Annotated in this window: 12 protein-coding genes; 4 read left to right on the top strand and 8 right to left on the bottom strand. The window is 60.6% G+C overall.

Annotation, left to right across the window (positions count from 1 at the left end; translation table 11 throughout):
• Nucleotides 1-34: 34 nt before the first annotated feature.
• The 5 genes from AC3IX4_RS01375 to AC3IX4_RS01395 all read right to left on the bottom strand — a co-directional run bounded on the left by AC3IX4_RS01375 (nucleotide 35) and on the right by AC3IX4_RS01395 (nucleotide 7,064).
• Complete coding sequence (locus AC3IX4_RS01375; protein WP_489258910.1) at nucleotides 35-1,213, bottom strand: BaiN/RdsA family NAD(P)/FAD-dependent oxidoreductase; 1,179 nt, start codon at nucleotides 1,211-1,213, stop codon at nucleotides 35-37.
• Nucleotides 1,213-2,550 (bottom strand): ATP-dependent RNA helicase DbpA, encoded by a 1,338-nt coding sequence (gene dbpA, locus AC3IX4_RS01380; protein WP_489261184.1) that lies wholly within the window; start codon nucleotides 2,548-2,550, stop codon nucleotides 1,213-1,215. Before dbpA ends, AC3IX4_RS01375 begins: the two co-directional genes overlap by 1 nt.
• A gap of 105 nt (nucleotides 2,551-2,655) precedes the next feature.
• Nucleotides 2,656-4,083 (bottom strand): multidrug transporter subunit MdtD, encoded by a 1,428-nt coding sequence (mdtD, locus tag AC3IX4_RS01385; RefSeq protein ID WP_489258911.1) that lies wholly within the window; start codon nucleotides 4,081-4,083, stop codon nucleotides 2,656-2,658.
• A gap of 201 nt (nucleotides 4,084-4,284) precedes the next feature.
• On the bottom strand, nucleotides 4,285-5,622 hold the full coding sequence (locus tag AC3IX4_RS01390) for a TldD/PmbA family protein (RefSeq protein WP_489258912.1): 1,338 nt from the start codon (nucleotides 5,620-5,622) through the stop codon (nucleotides 4,285-4,287).
• A complete protein-coding gene (locus tag AC3IX4_RS01395; RefSeq protein ID WP_489258913.1) occupies nucleotides 5,622-7,064 on the bottom strand; it encodes a TldD/PmbA family protein in 1,443 nt (480 codons plus the stop codon). The genes AC3IX4_RS01390 and AC3IX4_RS01395 overlap by 1 nt, the downstream gene beginning before the upstream one ends.
• A 240-nt stretch (nucleotides 7,065-7,304) precedes the next feature.
• Here AC3IX4_RS01395 and AC3IX4_RS01400 point away from each other — a divergent pair, with 240 nt between their 5' ends.
• Genes AC3IX4_RS01400 through AC3IX4_RS01415 form a run of 4 tightly spaced genes read left to right on the top strand, consistent with a single transcriptional unit; the run spans nucleotide 7,305 to nucleotide 10,572 of the window.
• A complete protein-coding gene (locus tag AC3IX4_RS01400) occupies nucleotides 7,305-7,958 on the top strand; it encodes a class I SAM-dependent methyltransferase (RefSeq protein WP_489258914.1) in 654 nt (217 codons plus the stop codon).
• A gap of 15 nt (nucleotides 7,959-7,973) precedes the next feature.
• A complete protein-coding gene (locus AC3IX4_RS01405) occupies nucleotides 7,974-8,984 on the top strand; it encodes an ABC transporter ATP-binding protein (RefSeq protein WP_489258915.1) in 1,011 nt (336 codons plus the stop codon).
• The gene (locus tag AC3IX4_RS01410; RefSeq protein ID WP_489258916.1) at nucleotides 8,984-9,787 is read left to right on the top strand and encodes an ABC transporter permease; all 804 of its coding nucleotides are present in this window, start codon (nucleotides 8,984-8,986) and stop codon (nucleotides 9,785-9,787) included. The genes AC3IX4_RS01405 and AC3IX4_RS01410 overlap by 1 nt, the downstream gene beginning before the upstream one ends.
• Nucleotides 9,784-10,572, top strand: coding sequence for an ABC transporter permease (locus AC3IX4_RS01415; RefSeq protein WP_489258917.1), 789 nt, complete (start codon nucleotides 9,784-9,786; stop codon nucleotides 10,570-10,572). The genes AC3IX4_RS01410 and AC3IX4_RS01415 overlap by 4 nt, the downstream gene beginning before the upstream one ends.
• Before the next feature lie 75 nt (nucleotides 10,573-10,647).
• Here AC3IX4_RS01415 and betA read toward each other — a convergent pair whose 3' ends face one another.
• From betA to betI, 3 genes are all read right to left on the bottom strand, one after another.
• On the bottom strand, nucleotides 10,648-12,345 hold the full coding sequence (gene betA, locus AC3IX4_RS01420) for a choline dehydrogenase (protein WP_489258918.1): 1,698 nt from the start codon (nucleotides 12,343-12,345) through the stop codon (nucleotides 10,648-10,650).
• A 123-nt stretch (nucleotides 12,346-12,468) separates the two neighbouring features.
• Nucleotides 12,469-13,941: a betaine-aldehyde dehydrogenase gene (betB, locus tag AC3IX4_RS01425; protein ID WP_489258919.1), complete on the bottom strand. Its 1,473-nt coding sequence runs from the start codon at nucleotides 13,939-13,941 to the stop codon at nucleotides 12,469-12,471.
• Between the two features lie 67 nt (nucleotides 13,942-14,008).
• Complete coding sequence (betI, locus tag AC3IX4_RS01430; protein WP_489258920.1) at nucleotides 14,009-14,620, bottom strand: transcriptional regulator BetI; 612 nt, start codon at nucleotides 14,618-14,620, stop codon at nucleotides 14,009-14,011.
• Between the last annotated feature and the right edge of the window lie 107 nt (nucleotides 14,621-14,727).

Genomic DNA, 14,727 nt, shown 5'->3' on the forward strand with positions numbered 1-14,727 from the left:
GGCCATCGCGAGCAAGCTCTGCTCCTACAGGGATTTAGACGAACTGAGCTGCCGCGTGCGCTGACGCCCAGGCCCACTGGAAGTTGAAGCCTCCCAAGTGGCCGCTGACGTCCAGCACTTCACCGACGAAGTACAGACCAGGGTTTTTCAGCGATTCCATGGTCTTGGACGACACTTCGCGCGTGTCGACGCCGCCCAGCGTCACTTCCGCGGTGCGGTAGCCTTCGGTGCCGGCCGGGATGACCTGCCAGCACGACAGTTTGTCCGCCACCTCGGCAAGCTCGGCCGGGGTGTACTGCTTCATGGGTTTGGACACAAACCACTGGTCCGCCAGCAAGGTGGCCATTTTCTTGGTGAACAGCTCGCCCAGCAGAGTCTTAAGCTCGCTATTGGGGCGTTCGGCCTGTTGCTGTTGCAACCAGGTAAGCGCGTCGTGGTCGGGCAGCAGGTTGATTTCAACCGTGTCGCCCGACTCCCAAAACGAAGAAATCTGCAGGATCGCCGGCCCGCTCAGGCCGCGATGGGTGAACAGGATGTTTTCCCGAAAGCTGATGCCGTTGCAGCTGACCAAGGCATCGGCGGAGGTGCCGGAAAGCTCGGTGCACAACGCCTTGAGCTGGTCGGTGATGGTGAACGGCACCAACCCTGCGCGAGTCGCCAACACGCTATGGCCGAATTGGCGAGCAATCTGATAGCCGAAGCCTGTGGCACCCAGGGTCGGGATCGACAGGCCGCCGGTAGCGACCACCAGCGAGCTGCACTGCAACTGCCCAGCGCTGGTTTGCAGCAGATAGCCCTGCTCCAGCTTTTCGATGTGTTGCACCGAGGTGTCCATGCGCAGGTCGACCCGGGCTTGCTCACATTCGCTGAGCAGCATGCCGAGGATGTCGCTGGACTTGTTGTCGCAGAACAGTTGGCCCAGTTTCTTCTCGTGATACGGCACGCCGTGCTTGCCGACCATTTCGATGAAATCCCACTGGGTGTAACGCGCCAGGGCTGATTTGCAAAAATGCGGATTCTGCGAGAGAAAGTTGCCAGGCTCGCTGTACATATTGGTGAAATTACAGCGCCCACCACCGGACATCAGGATTTTCTTGCCCGGCTTGTTGGCGTGGTCGATCAGCATGACCCGACGGCCGCGATTGGCGGCCGTGAAGGCGCAGAGCAGGCCAGCAGCGCCAGCCCCAATAATGATGACGTCGGTGGAGTGCATCAGATAATCCGTACCCGCAGCGAACGACCCTTGATCTTGCCATTGCTCAGGCGTTGCAGGGCCTGTTGGGCCATGCTGCGCTCAACGGCCACATACGCCTGGAAGTCGAAAATCGCGATCTTGCCGACCTGGGTGCCAGGAATGCCGGCTTCACCGGTCAGGGCACCGAGGATGTCGCCTGGGCGGACTTTGTCCTTGCGACCAGCACCGATGCACAGGGTGACCATCGGTGGCCACAGCGGCGTGCCGTTCTTGGTGATCAGGTTGTCCAGCGGCTGCCAGTTCAGCGGGGCTTTCTGCTGTACTTCGATGGCTTGGGCGCGATGGCCTTCGGCCGGGGCCACGAAGCTGACCGCCAGGCCTTTTTCGCCGGCACGGCCAGTACGGCCTACACGGTGGATATGGATCTCTGAATCACGCGCCAACTCGACGTTGATGACCATGTCCAGCGAGTCGATGTCCAGGCCACGGGCCGCGACATCAGTTGCCACCAGCACCGAGGTGCTGCGGTTGGCAAACATGGCCAGTACCTGATCACGGTCGCGCTGTTCCAGGTCACCGTGCAGGGCCACGGCCGAGACGCCTTTGGAGCTCAGGTGATCGACCACTTCCTGGCACTGCTGCTTGGTGAAGCAGAAGGCCACGCAGGACTGCGGGCGGAAATGGTTCAACGCCTTGACCACGGCGCTCAGGCGCTGCTCTGGGTCGATCTCGTAGAAGTGCTGCTCGATCTGGCTGTCGGCGTGCAGGGTTTCGACCTTGACCTGCTGCGGGTTGCGCATGAAGGCCGAGGACAGCTGCTTGATACCGGCAGGATAGGTCGCCGAAAACAGCAGGGTCTGGCGGCGTTCTGGGGTTTGCCCGAGGATGTCAGCAATGGCGTCGTAGAAGCCCATGTCGAGCATGCGGTCGGCTTCGTCCAGCACCAGCGTGTTCAGCCCGTCGAGCACCAGGGTGCCCTTGCGCAGGTGCTGCTGCACGCGGCCAGGGGTGCCCACGATGATGTGCGCGCCGTGTTCCAGCGAAGCGATCTGCGGGCCCAGGGCCACGCCGCCGCACAGGGTCAATACCTTGATATTGTCTTCGGCGCGGGCCAGGCGACGGATTTCCTTGGCCACCTGGTCGGCCAGCTCTCGAGTCGGGCACAACACCAGTGCCTGGCAACCGAAGTAGCGCGGGTTGATCGGGTTCAGCAGGCCGATGCCGAAGGCGGCCGTCTTGCCACTGCCGGTCTTGGCCTGGGCGATCAGGTCCATCCCCTTGATGATCACCGGCAAGCTTTGCGCTTGAATCGGCGTCATTTGGGCATAACCGAGGGAGTCCAGGTTAGCCAGCATGGCGGCGGACAGCGGCAAGGTATTGAATTCGGTGGCAATGGTGGTCACGAGGCGGGCCTGCAAAACAAAATGTCGCGCAGTGTACCAGCCTCATGGCCTTTAGCCCTAAGGCTCGATCTCGGGTTCCAGACGAGAAGCACGCCTTCCGTCTGTCGGCGACAGCTGAACAAAGATCGCCGCGGCCAGCATCGCCATGATGCCGATGGTCAGGAAGGTCAGTTGAAATGCCTCAAGGGTGTTGCCCACGCCCTCGGCCGCACCGTCGCCCGTGAACCCGCCCAACAGCGCACCGGCGCACGCGACCCCCAGGCTCAATGACAACTGCGCTACCACCGACAGCAGGCTGTTGCCGCTGCTGGCGCTGGCGTCATCCAGGTCGATCAGGGTCACGGTGTTCATCGCTGTGAACTGCATCGAGTTCACTGCGCCCAGCAGGGCCAATTGAAACAGCAACAGGGCGTAGGGTGTTTGCTGATCGACCAGCCCCAGGCTGGCCAGAAGCAGGCCGAGCAAGAGGGTGTTGGCGGTCAGGATGGTGCGGTAGCCAAAGCGCTCGATCAACGGCCGGGCCATGGACTTGGCGACCATGGCCGCCGCCGCCAGCGGAATCATGCTCATGCCGGCCTGGGACGGCGAATAGCCCAGCGCCACCTGCAGCAACAGCGGCACCAGAAACGGCAAGGCGCCGCTGCCCAGGCGAGCGAACAGGTTTCCGAGTATGCCAACGGCAAAGCTGCGGGTGCGAAACAGCCGTGGGGCGAACAATGGGTCTTCCACGCTGCCGGCCCGCAGCCAATAGGCCGCCAGGCAGGCCATGCCGGCGAACAGCAGCAACATCACCCGCAGGTGGGGCAAATGCAACTCCCCCAGGCCTTCCATGGCGATGGTGATCAACACCATTGCCGCACCGAACAACACAAAACCGATGCCATCGAAGCGGGTGCGCTCAGTACCGCGCAGGTCGGGGATGAACTTCCACACCGCGTAGCAACCGAGGACGCCCACCGGCAGGTTGAGCAAGAAGATCCAGTGCCAGCTCAGGTATTCCACCAGCCAGCCACCGGTGGTTGGGCCCAGCAATGGCCCCAGCAGGCCAGGTATGGTGATGAAACTCATGATCCGCACCAGTTCCGAGCGGGGGTAGGCACGCAACACCACCAGCCGCCCGATCGGCAGCATCAGGGCGCCACCCAGGCCCTGGATTACCCGGGCCGCCACCAGCATGTTCAGGCTGTTGGACAGGGCGCACAGCAATGAGCCGATACTGAACAGCACAATCGCCCCGAAGAAAATCCGTTTGGTGCCGAAGCGGTCGGCGATCCAGCCGGACGCTGGAATCAGCAAGGCCACGGTCAGCATGTAGGCGACGATCACCGACTGCATGCGCAGCGGGTCTTCGGCCAAGTCACGGGCCATGGCGGGCAAGGCGGTGTTGAGAATGGTGCCGTCCAGGGACTGCATGAAGAAAGCGATGGCCACCACCCAGGGAATCCAGCGGGCGGTGATCGGGTCCAGCGGGGCGCGGTTGGGCATTGTTCCACCGTCGGTAGGAGCGCGGCTTGCCGGCGATGAAGGCACCGCGGTGTCAGGTATGACGCCTGTAGGAGCCGGGTTTACCCGCGATGAGGCCGCCGCGGTGTGTCAGGTATGACGTCTCGCAGGCAAGCCTGGCTCCTACAAAGGCCTGAGCCGGGTTTACCGGAATGCCGGACCACCGCGGAGATTGAGGCGCAGTTAAAGGGTCAAGGTCAGCCGACTCAGCAATGCCCCCGGCAAATGCGTCGAAGCGGTCTGGCGCTCACTATAGGTGCTGGTCGATAGAATCAACTCACGCTCCGCCGTCAAAGCTTCCAGACAGGTTCCCAACAAACTGTAGACGCTGTCGTCGAAGCGCATGGTGTTGACCGGTGCCTGAATTTCACCGTTCTCGACCCAGAAGGTGGCAAAGCGGGTCATGCCGGTCATGCGTGCCGCCGACTGATCCGAATAGTTCAAGTACCACAGGTTGCTGATGTAGAGCCCCGTGCCCAATCGTTGCAGCACATCGGCCAATGGCAAGTCGCCTGCGGCCATGCTCAGGGCGCTGGGGCTTTCATAAGCGTCGGCACCGTTGCCTTGGAGTTGGTACTCGACGGCGCTGCGGGAACTGACCAGTTGATCGCGGGCCTTGCCAGCATCGATCAGGGTCAGGTCGGCGCGCACAAAACCTTCGCTTGAGAAGGCCGGGCTCAGGGAACCGGTGACCTGCTCGGCCAGGGTGACCATCGGGCTCAAGGTGTTCTCGCCCCCATACAAACGCTGCAGTGGGCTGCTCTTGCTGGCGATGGACTGGGCCGAAAACCCGCCCCAGCCCAGCATGCCGATGATTTCGTCCAGCGCGGCAGGGGCCAGGTAAGCCCGGTACTGCCCAGGAGCCAGCGCTTTGGGTGGGCGACCCAGATAGGCCAATTGCTCGCGGGTTTGCAACAGGCGTTGCTCGAAGCGTTCGTCGTCCCATGCCTGGCCGGCATAGTTGGCCTTGATGGCCTGGCCATTGCTGTGAAACAGGCTCCAGTCCAGGTTGAAGCTGTTGGCCTGGTGCCAGCCAAAAGCCCCGCAGGAGCTGGCGAACCCTCGGCTGATAGGCCCTGCGGCGTAAATGCCGACGAAATCCGTATCACCTGCCATGGCGCCAATGCGTTCGACCACTGCAGCACTGTCGGGCAGTGGCGGCGTTTGCACGCTGCTGCGCTGCCAGGGCTCGGTATTGAGTTGCAGGTAAGGGTCGGCCGGCACCAGCGGCAGGATTTGCCGCAGTTGTGCCAGCGCGTCGCTGATGCGCTGCTGATCGACTTCAAACTCGCCGCTCAACGTCAGTTGCAGCTCGCCCTGACGTCCATCGTTGATCAACTTGAGCACTGCCACCGCCTGACACACTTGGCCGGCCTGGCGCACGCGAGCGTGGTTGAAGCGAATGAAGGTGGAGTCTTCGGCGTTGTAGCTGAAAGTGAATTGCTCGGGCGCAAGGACGGCATCACGCAGTCCATCCACCAGCGCCTGGAAGGTTTCGATACGGTTGACCGGATGGCTCATCAGCCTTCTCCCCCGAAGACATCAATCTGGCTGAACACGCAGGCCGGTGAGGCATGGCCAACACGGATCACTTGGTTCGGCTCGCCCTTGCCGCAGTTGGGTGTGCCCAGCACGGCGACAGTCGAGGCGTCACCGACGCCGCTCAAGTTGCGCCAGAACTGCGCAGAAATACCGCGGTAGTTAGGGTTCTTGACCACACCCTTGAGCTCGCCGTTTTCGATCAGTTGGCCCCATTCACAGCCGAACTGGAACTTGTTGCGGGCATCATCGATAGACCAGGAACGGTTGGTCGACATCAGGATGCCGTGCTCGATCCCGACGATCAGTTGGCTCAGGGTGCTGCTCCCTGGCTCGATATTAAGGTTGGCCATACGGTCGATAGGCGCCCGGTTCCAGCCGCAGGCGCGGCTGTTGGCAACCCCGGCCAGGCCTGCGCGAAACTGCGACAGCGCGCCGCCGAGCGGGCGCTCCAACAGGCCGTTGCGAATCAGGAACTGCTTGCTCGCTGGTGTGCCGTCATCGTCATGGCCGTAGCTTGCGAGCTCTTCGGGGATGTCCGGGTCGAAGGTCACATTGAGCAGCGCCGAGCCATATTGCAGGCGGCCGAAATCTTCGGTTTTCACAAAGCTGGTGCCAGCGTAATTGCGCTCATCGCCCAGGATACGATCCAGCTCCAGCGGGTGGCCGATCGACTCGTGGATTTGCAGCATCATCTGGTCTGGCATCAGCAGCAGGTCGCGCTTGCCTTCGGGGGTGTTAGGGGCGAGCAGCAATTGCAGGGCCTGGTCTGCGACCTTGATTCCGGCGCCGATGATGCCGCATTGGCTGATGACTTCATCGCCGCCTTGCTGACCGAAGTTGTCACGGCCCTGGCTGCGGGTCTGGCTGTCCTGTCCATCGTAGGCGGTGACGCTCATGCCGGGGTAGACGAAGCGCTGGGCCTGGCGAATTTCCGCACCGGCGCTATTGAGGTAGATCTGCTCGACCGTGCTGGTGCCCAGGCTGACCTGCCAGTTCACCAAACGATCGTCCTTGGGGACGCTGGCCGATTCACTGGCGAGCAACTGATAGCAGTCGCTCAGGGAGGGGAACGGTTGGTCGAGATTAGGCGAGAAATAATCGGCGCATGCGGTGGGCACGGGTTGCTCGCGTAGATCGAGCAGAGCCTGTGCGCCGATGCGTCGAGCCAGTTGCTCGGCTTGTTCCAGAGCCTGCTGCAGGCCGCGTTGGGAAAGATCGCCGGTGGCGGCATAGGTTTCCACGCCATTGAGGCGCACGGTCAGCATCGCGCCTTCATCACGACTCAGGCTGGGTGGCTCAGCGACGTTCTTGCGCACCGACAGGTGTTGGCTGGATTGGCGAACATAACGCAGCGAAAAGAATTCTGCGCAGCTGTGCAAGGCGGCGAAGCGCTGCTTGAGCTGGGCGTGAAAATCGAACATGGGCAACGCCTCGCGGCTGGTGGCAACCAGCGTGTCGGAATTTTCTGGAAAGGCTGTAGCTTAGGCGTGTGGGGCGGGGAGGGGCAACCGGTTAGATCGTGGTGGGGCCAAGCGCTTCGCGGGCTTGGCGCGCGATGGCCCACACAGATCTGAATGTTTCCGACGTTGCACTGGGAACCGCGCAATGCGACTGTTGGGTGGAAGATACGAATGGATCCCACCTGTAAACAGGAGTGTTGGATGAACCACGAACAGGATGTCGAGACGCTCTTCGACGAATGGGCTATCGAGGATGGGGCAGCGGACATGGCCCGTGAACATTGGGCTCGGGTCGAACCTGTATTGTCCGCTCTTGAACCCTGTACAGGGCGATACTTGGAGATCGGCCCAGGCAATGGTTATGCCCTTGAGTACATGGCCAGATCAAAATACGCTGCCGGATATTCCCGTGCTGTGGAGCTCAGCCAGGAAATGGCCCGCCTATGCGCCGCCAGATTGCGTGACCGGTCTAACGTAGATGTCGACGTCGAAAGCTTTCTGAGTTGGTGCCCGCCAGCGGGCATGCACTTCGATCTGATCTTTTCCATGGAAGTGTTCTATTACTTCGAGGACATTGCAGCTGCCATTGAGAAAGCGGCGGGCTTGCTGGCGCCGGACGGAGAACTGATCGTCATGGTGGACTACTACAAGGAAAGCCGCATATCGCAGGGCTGGTCACAAGAACTGGGCGTGAAGCTGACGCGGTGGTCGCAGGAGGACTATCTCGCTGCATTCAAAGCTGCGGGCTTGCAGACAGTGAGGCAGGAAGTGAAAAGCGGTGGGGTGCACGAGCACGGCCTTACACTTTGTACTCGGGGCATACGCGACAAACGCGCCACGGCGATGGGCGTGTAAGTGCCTTGGAGCGCAATGCGGGAGTTATCAAGGATTGGTATGTCAAAAGCAATCGTGCTGTGTGATGTCAGCAAAGTGTACGAAGTGTACCGAGCCAGTGACGCCCATTCGCGCAGCCTGCTTCGATATTTTCGTCGCGAGAAGGCGTATATTCCGGCGGTCAGGAATGTCTCCTTTTCAATCGATGCGGGGGAAGTGGTCGGGTTTCTCGGCGGTAATGGCGCGGGCAAGACCACGACCCTCAAGATGCTTTCGGGCATCATCCGGCCCAGCGGTGGGCATCTCTCAGTATTGGGGCATGAACCCTTCAAGAGACGAACAGAGTTCCTCAAATCGATCGCTCTGGTCATGGGCCAGAAACAACAACTGACTTGGGATCTTCCAGCGCTCGAATCCTTCAACCTACAGGGTGCCCTGTACGATATACCGTCTGCCGAGTGTAGGCGTCGGATCGACGAGTTGTGCGAGCTGCTGTCGGCCCGCGACATTGTTCACCGTCCAGTCAGAAAGCTGTCCTTGGGCGAGCGGATGAAATGCGAGCTGATGCTGTCATTGCTGCATCGCCCAAGCGTCCTGTTTCTCGACGAGCCGACCATCGGCTTGGACCTGGAAATGCAGGCCGCCATTCGTAAGTTCCTTATCGACTACAACAAGGAGTTTGGTGCGACGATTATCCTGACCTCTCACTATATGGCGGACATTGAGGCGCTTGCCAACCGAGTCATAGTGCTGGATCGCGGTCAGGTGGTGTTTGACGGTGATCGACAGGCGTTGGTGAAGACACACGTTTCCGAGCGGCGAATCTGTCTGCGTTTCTCCTCCAGAGTCTGTGGCGAATCCCTACGCGCCTATGGCACTTTGCTTAGCTTGGATAGCGAAGGTGCCGAGTTGTCGATACCTGACGAGCACTTGGCCAGGACTGTGGCAAAGCTACTGGCGAGCTTCCCGGTGACGGACATCTCAATACAAAGCCCGACCCTCGAGCAGGCGTTCCCCAGGTTGTTGCTGCCAAGTGAGCACGCCTGATGGTCGCCCTGACTTCGTTGCCGGGCATCGCCGGGCGCCTGATCCGAACGAGCGTGCTGGTGACCGTGATCTACCGGGTACAGTTGTTCGTGTGGCTCATCAGCGGCGTCGCGCCGTTATTCATGATGTTGATCTGGCGGGAGCTTTCACGAGATCAGGTGATCGGTGGGTATGCACCGAGTGATTTCGTGGCGTACTTCCTGGGTATTTATTTGGTCAGGCAACTGACAGCCGTCTGGGTCATCTTCGTATTGAACGAAGAGATACGGCAAGGGTCTTTATCGGGCCGATTGCTCAAGCCGATACCACCATTCTGGTTCCATGTGGCAGACCATGTGGGCCAGATGCTGGTGCGCGCGCCGATCGTATTGACGGTATTCTGTATCGGCGCATCTCTTTTCGACATCAACCTGGTGTCCATCGCCAAGCAGCTACCGTTTTTCCTGATTGCGCTCGTCCTTGCCTGGATCATCATTTTCCATATCTATTATTGTGTCGGCCTACTCGCATTCTGGATGGCCAATTCCATTGCGCTAGATACCCTGGTCTGGTCGATGTATACCGTTCTGGGCGGGACACTCATCCCCGTTGACCTGTTCCCCGAGGCGACACGCTCTATTGTGACAATGTTGCCATTTTCCGCAGCACTGGATTTTCCCGTCAAGGTGCTGATCGGCAAGGTCACCGGGCTAGAGTTATTACGCGGTTTCGCGGTTCAGTTCATCTGGGTTCTAGTACTGGTCGCATTGAGACGGGTTCTTTGGCGTCATGGTCTGAAGCGCTTTTCTGGAGCCGGAATATGAGCATCAGAACGTTCAAAGTTCTACTGGCCTTAATCAGACATTCGATGCTCGCGGAACTGGAGTTTCGCGCCAATGCCGTCATCAATGTGGTGAACACGGTGGTCGGGATGCTCCTCGCGCTCTATTTTCTTGATGCCATGTTCGCCGAAGTCGGAAGTGTGGGTGGCTGGAACCTCCACCAAGTGCTGGCCCTGTTCGGCGTGGCCATGATTCTTGAGGGCTTGCTTGAAGTTTGGTTGTTTCCCAGCCTTCACGCGTTGTCGGAGAAGGTGCGCACCGGCGATCTGGACTACTTGCTGGTGCGCCCGGTTGATAGCCAGTTTCTGGTGTCGTGTTCGAAGATCAGTCTATGGGAACTGCCCCGAGTGCTGATTGGTGTTGCCGTCGTCGTGTACGCCATGCATAGCGAAGATGCGTTGAATGTGGGCAACCTGGCGGCCTTCCTTGGTCTCATGACGGTGGGAGTGGCGATTTTCTACTCGGTGTTCCTGATCACCTGCACCTTATCTATCTGGTTTGTGAAGATCGGTGATGTTTGGATCATCAGTTACACGCTCATGGAGATCGCACGGTTTCCGGTATCAGCTTTTCCGCAGACGATTCGCACGGTACTGACGTTCCTCATCCCTGTATATTTCATTTCCAACGTTCCGGTTAGCGGGGCTATGGACATGGTCGGATGGCAGGAGGTATTCGGGGGGATTCTGTTTGCGATAGCCTTCCTGTGCCTGTCCAGGGTGTTCTGGCTGTTTGCCCTGAAATCCTACAGCAGCGCCAGCAGCTAGTGCTGCAAGGTGCCGCACCGGATGCTGCAGCGGCAACCGGGGATTGGAAGGGGCCGTGCAACGGCCCCAAACGTATCAGGCCTGCACTACTTCGCGCAGTGGCTTGCCTTTGACCGGCGCGCCATTAGCGACGTAGTACGTGGCGGTGCTGCGCGCCAACGGCTGGCGACCCCGAATCCTGTCGGCGATTTTCTCGGCCATCATGATCGTCGGCGCGTTCAGGTTGCCGGTGGTGATGATCGGCATGATCGAGGCATCGACCACACGCAGGCCCTGAATACCATGCACGCGGCCTTCGCTATCGACCACCGCCATCTCGTCGGTGCCCATCTTGCACGAGCAGGACGGGTGGAACGCGGTTTCGGCGTGTTCGCGGATGAAGGTGTCCAGTTGCTCGTCCGTCTGCACGCCGGGGCCAGGGCTGATCTCGCGGCCACGGTAAGCGTCCAGTGCCGGTTGCGCCATGATTTCGCGGGTCAGGCGGATGCCGTCACGAAATTCCTGCCAGTCCTGCTCGGTGGCCATGTAGTTGAACAGAATGCTCGGGTGCTGGCGCGGATCCTTGGATTTGAGCTGGATACGGCCACGGCTTGGCGAACGCATGGAGCCCATGTGCGCCTGGAAGCCGTGTTCCTTCACGCCGTTGCTGCCGTTGTAATTGATCGCCACCGGCAGGAAGTGGTACTGGATGTTCGGCCATTCGAATTCCGGGCGGCTGCGAATAAAACCACCAGATTCGAACTGGTTGCTGGCGCCGATACCGGTGCCGTTGAACATCCATTCGGCGCCGATGGCCGGCTGGTTCCACCACAGCAACGAAGGGTACAGCGAGACTGGCTGAGTGCAGGCGTATTGCAGGTAAAGCTCCAAGTGATCCTGCAGGTTTTCACCGACGCCCGGCAGGTCGTGGACTACGGGGATGTCCAGGCTTTCGAGCAGCTTGGCCGGGCCGACGCCGGAGCGCTGCAGGATCTGCGGCGAGGCGATGGCGCCGCTGCACACCAGGACTTCCTTGCGGGCACGCGCTTCAACACGTTCTTCGGCATCGCCCACCAAGTAACGTACGCCGATGGCACGCTTGCCTTCGAACAGAACCTTGTCGGTCAGTGCGTGGGTGATGATGGTCAGGGTCGGGCGCTTCCTGGCCTGGTCCAGGTAACCGCGCGCGGTGCTGGCGCGACGGCCTTTCTGGGTGACGGTACGGTCCATCGGGCCGAAGCCTTCCTGCTGGTAGCCGTTCAGGTCTTCGGTACGCGGGTAGCCGGCCTGCACACCGGCTTTGACCATGGCGTGGAACAGCGGATTGTTGCCGGCCTTTGGCGTGGTTACGCTGATCGGGCCTTCGCCGCCGTGGTAATCGTTGGGGCCGATGTCACGGGTTTCGGCCTTGCGGAAATACGGCAGGCAGTCCAGGTAGCTCCAGTTTTCCAGGCCTGGCAGTTTCGCCCAGCCGTCGTAGTCCATTGCATTGCCGCGGATGTAGCACATGCCGTTGATCAACGACGAACCGCCCAGGCCCTTGCCGCGCCCGCACTCCATCCGACGGTTGTCCATGTGCGGCTCGGGGTCGGTTTCGTAGGCCCAGTTGTAGCGCCGGCCTTGCAGTGGGAAAGCCAGGGCGGCCGGCATCTGTGTGCGAAAGTCAAAGCGGTAGTCAGGGCCGCCCGCTTCGAGCAGCAGAACGGAGACGCCTTCGTCTTCAGTCAGACGGGTCGCCAGGGTGTTACCGGCAGAGCCGGCACCGATGATGATGTAATCGAATTCTTGGGACATTGAATGCACCCTCTTTGGATGGGGTCAGGGCGGGGGGGGGGGGCAATCGCGGCGGTTCGGCGTTCCGACAAGCCCTGCTCCTACACGACCGGTAGGAGCAGACCTTGGTCGCGATGAGGTCCGTCAGAACACCGAGTGGTAGGCGCCCAACTCGACCTGGACCGATTTGATGCGGGTGTACTGTGCCAGCGAGCTGATGCCGTTCTCGCGGCCGACACCGGATTGCTTGTAGCCACCGACCGGCATTTCTGCCGCCGATTCGCCCCAGGCGTTGATCCAGCAGATGCCGGCTTCAAGTTGGTGAATCACGCGGTGAGCGCGGGTCAGGTCGTTGGTGACGATTCCGGCGGCCAGGCCGAACTCGGTGTCGTTGGCGCGGCGGATCACTTCTTCTTCGCTCGTGTAGCTCAGGATGCTCATCACTGGGCCGAAGATTTCTTCACGCACGATGGTCATCTCATCGGTGCAGTTGGTGAAGATGGTCGGTGCCACGAATGCACCCTTGGCGAAATCACCCTCGCTCAGGCGTTCGCCGCCACACAGTACGCGCGCGCCTTCTGCCTTGCCTTTGGCGATATAGCCCAACACGCTTTCCATGTGGGCGAAGCTGACCAGGGGGCCGAAGTTGGTGTTTTCATCTTGCGGGTTGCCAATGCGAATGCGCGCAACACGCTCGACCAGCTTGGCTTCCAGGGCCGCCTTGAGATGAGCCGGCACAAACACGCGAGTGCCGTTGGTGCACACCTGGCCGGAGCTGTAGAAGTTGGCCATCATGGCGATGTCGGCGGCTTTATCCAGGTCCGCGTCGTCGCAAATGATCAGCGGCGACTTGCCGCCCAGCTCCATGGTGACGTCCTTGAGCGAGGAGCTCGAAGCGCTGGCCATGACTTTCTTGCCGGTATCGGTGCCGCCGGTGAAGGAGATTTTTTCGATGCGTGGGTGCTCGGTCAGCCAGCTGCCGACTTCACGGCCGCTGCCGGTCAGCACATTGAACACACCGTCCGGCAGACCGGCTTCGGTGTAGATCTCGGCCAGTTTCAGGGTGGTCAACGAGGTGACTTCGCTGGGCTTGAAGATCATCGCGTTGCCAGCGGCCAGGGCCGGAGCGGATTTCCACAGGGCGATCTGGATCGGGTAGTTCCACGCGCCGATACCGACGGTCACACCCAGGGGCTCGCGGCGGGTGTAGACGAACGAGGTGTCGCGCAGCGGGATCTGTTCGCCTTCGATGGTGGGCACCAGGCCTGCGTAGTATTCCAGCACATCGGCACCGGTGACGATGTCGACATAGCGGGTTTCGGAGTACGACTTGCCGGTGTCCAGGGTCTCCAAAGCCGCCAGTTCATCGTTGCGCTCGCGCAGGATGTCCACGGCGCGGCGCAGGATCCGCGAGCGTTGCATGGCGGTCATGGCGGCCCAGACTTTCTGGCCCTTTTCGGCGCTGACGACGGCGCGCTCGACATCGTCCTGGCCGGCGCGTTGCACCCGTGCGAGGACTTCGCCGTTGGCCGGGTTGATGGCTTCGAAGGTGGTGCCGGTGCTGGCATCCACGTACCCACCGTCAATGTAGAGTTTTTGCGTTTCGAAACGGGCCATAGTGTCCTCGCAAGTGCAGTGTGTGGGGCATTCGCCACCGCAGGGATGCTCAGGACACGCCTGCGGCCTATGCGGTCGGCGGGGCAGGGGGCGCCTGCTTTGCCAGTTGTAGATCCATGTACTCGTAAGCGATCTGCTGTGCCTGCGCAGTGTCGAACGCATCGCCCGACAGCGCGCCGCGCAACCACAGACCGTCGATCAACGCTGCCAACCCGCGAGCTGCAGTGCGGGCCTCAGCCTGCGGCAGCACGCGGCGGAACTGACAACACAGGTTGGAATACAAGCGGTGATCGTTGATCCGCTGCAACCTGTGCAAAGACGGCTGGTGCATGCTGGCGGCCCAGAAGGCCAGCCAGGTTTTCATTGCCGGGCCATTGACCTGGCTCTCATCGAAGTTGCCTTCGATGATCACCTGAAGGTGCGCCCGCGGGCTGTCATCCTTCAGCGCCTGGCGATTGGCCGCGACGTTCTCGTTCAGCACGCTCATCAAGTAGCGCATGGTCGCTGCGATCAGGCCGTTCTTGTCCTGAAAGTAGTGACTGATGATGCCGTTTGAAACTCCCGCCAGGCGGGCGATCAAGGCAATGCTGGCATCTCCCATTCCGACCTGATCGACGGCCAGCAACGTGGCTTCGATCAACTGCTGGCGGCGTATGGGTTGCATACCGACCTTGGGCATCTTGCAAGTCTCCTTGGGCCAGGAAGTGATCGACGAGCGACCGCTTCGGCGAGGCCAGTCTATTTTGTTTTAATTGAACGTTCAATCAACAAAGAAAAATGTTGTGA

The organism is Pseudomonas sp. KH_021 (genome assembly GCF_057838865.1).

Excerpts from the sequence above, each read along its gene's own strand:
- AC3IX4_RS01375 (WP_489258910.1), bottom strand. The coding sequence starts at position 1,213 with ATGCACTCCACCGACGTCATCATTATTGGGGCTGGCGCTGCTGGCCTG.
- dbpA (WP_489261184.1), bottom strand. The coding sequence starts at position 2,550 with ATGCTGGCTAACCTGGACTCCCTCGGTTATGCCCAAATGACGCCGATT.
- mdtD (WP_489258911.1), bottom strand. The coding sequence starts at position 4,083 with ATGCCCAACCGCGCCCCGCTGGACCCGATCACCGCCCGCTGGATTCCC.
- AC3IX4_RS01390 (WP_489258912.1), bottom strand. The coding sequence starts at position 5,622 with ATGAGCCATCCGGTCAACCGTATCGAAACCTTCCAGGCGCTGGTGGAT.
- AC3IX4_RS01395 (WP_489258913.1), bottom strand. The coding sequence starts at position 7,064 with ATGTTCGATTTTCACGCCCAGCTCAAGCAGCGCTTCGCCGCCTTGCAC.
- AC3IX4_RS01400 (WP_489258914.1), top strand. The coding sequence starts at position 7,305 with ATGAACCACGAACAGGATGTCGAGACGCTCTTCGACGAATGGGCTATC.
- AC3IX4_RS01405 (WP_489258915.1), top strand. The coding sequence starts at position 7,974 with ATGCGGGAGTTATCAAGGATTGGTATGTCAAAAGCAATCGTGCTGTGT.
- AC3IX4_RS01410 (WP_489258916.1), top strand. The coding sequence starts at position 8,984 with ATGGTCGCCCTGACTTCGTTGCCGGGCATCGCCGGGCGCCTGATCCGA.
- AC3IX4_RS01415 (WP_489258917.1), top strand. The coding sequence starts at position 9,784 with ATGAGCATCAGAACGTTCAAAGTTCTACTGGCCTTAATCAGACATTCG.
- betA (WP_489258918.1), bottom strand. The coding sequence starts at position 12,345 with ATGTCCCAAGAATTCGATTACATCATCATCGGTGCCGGCTCTGCCGGT.
- betB (WP_489258919.1), bottom strand. The coding sequence starts at position 13,941 with ATGGCCCGTTTCGAAACGCAAAAACTCTACATTGACGGTGGGTACGTG.
- betI (WP_489258920.1), bottom strand. The coding sequence starts at position 14,620 with ATGCCCAAGGTCGGTATGCAACCCATACGCCGCCAGCAGTTGATCGAA.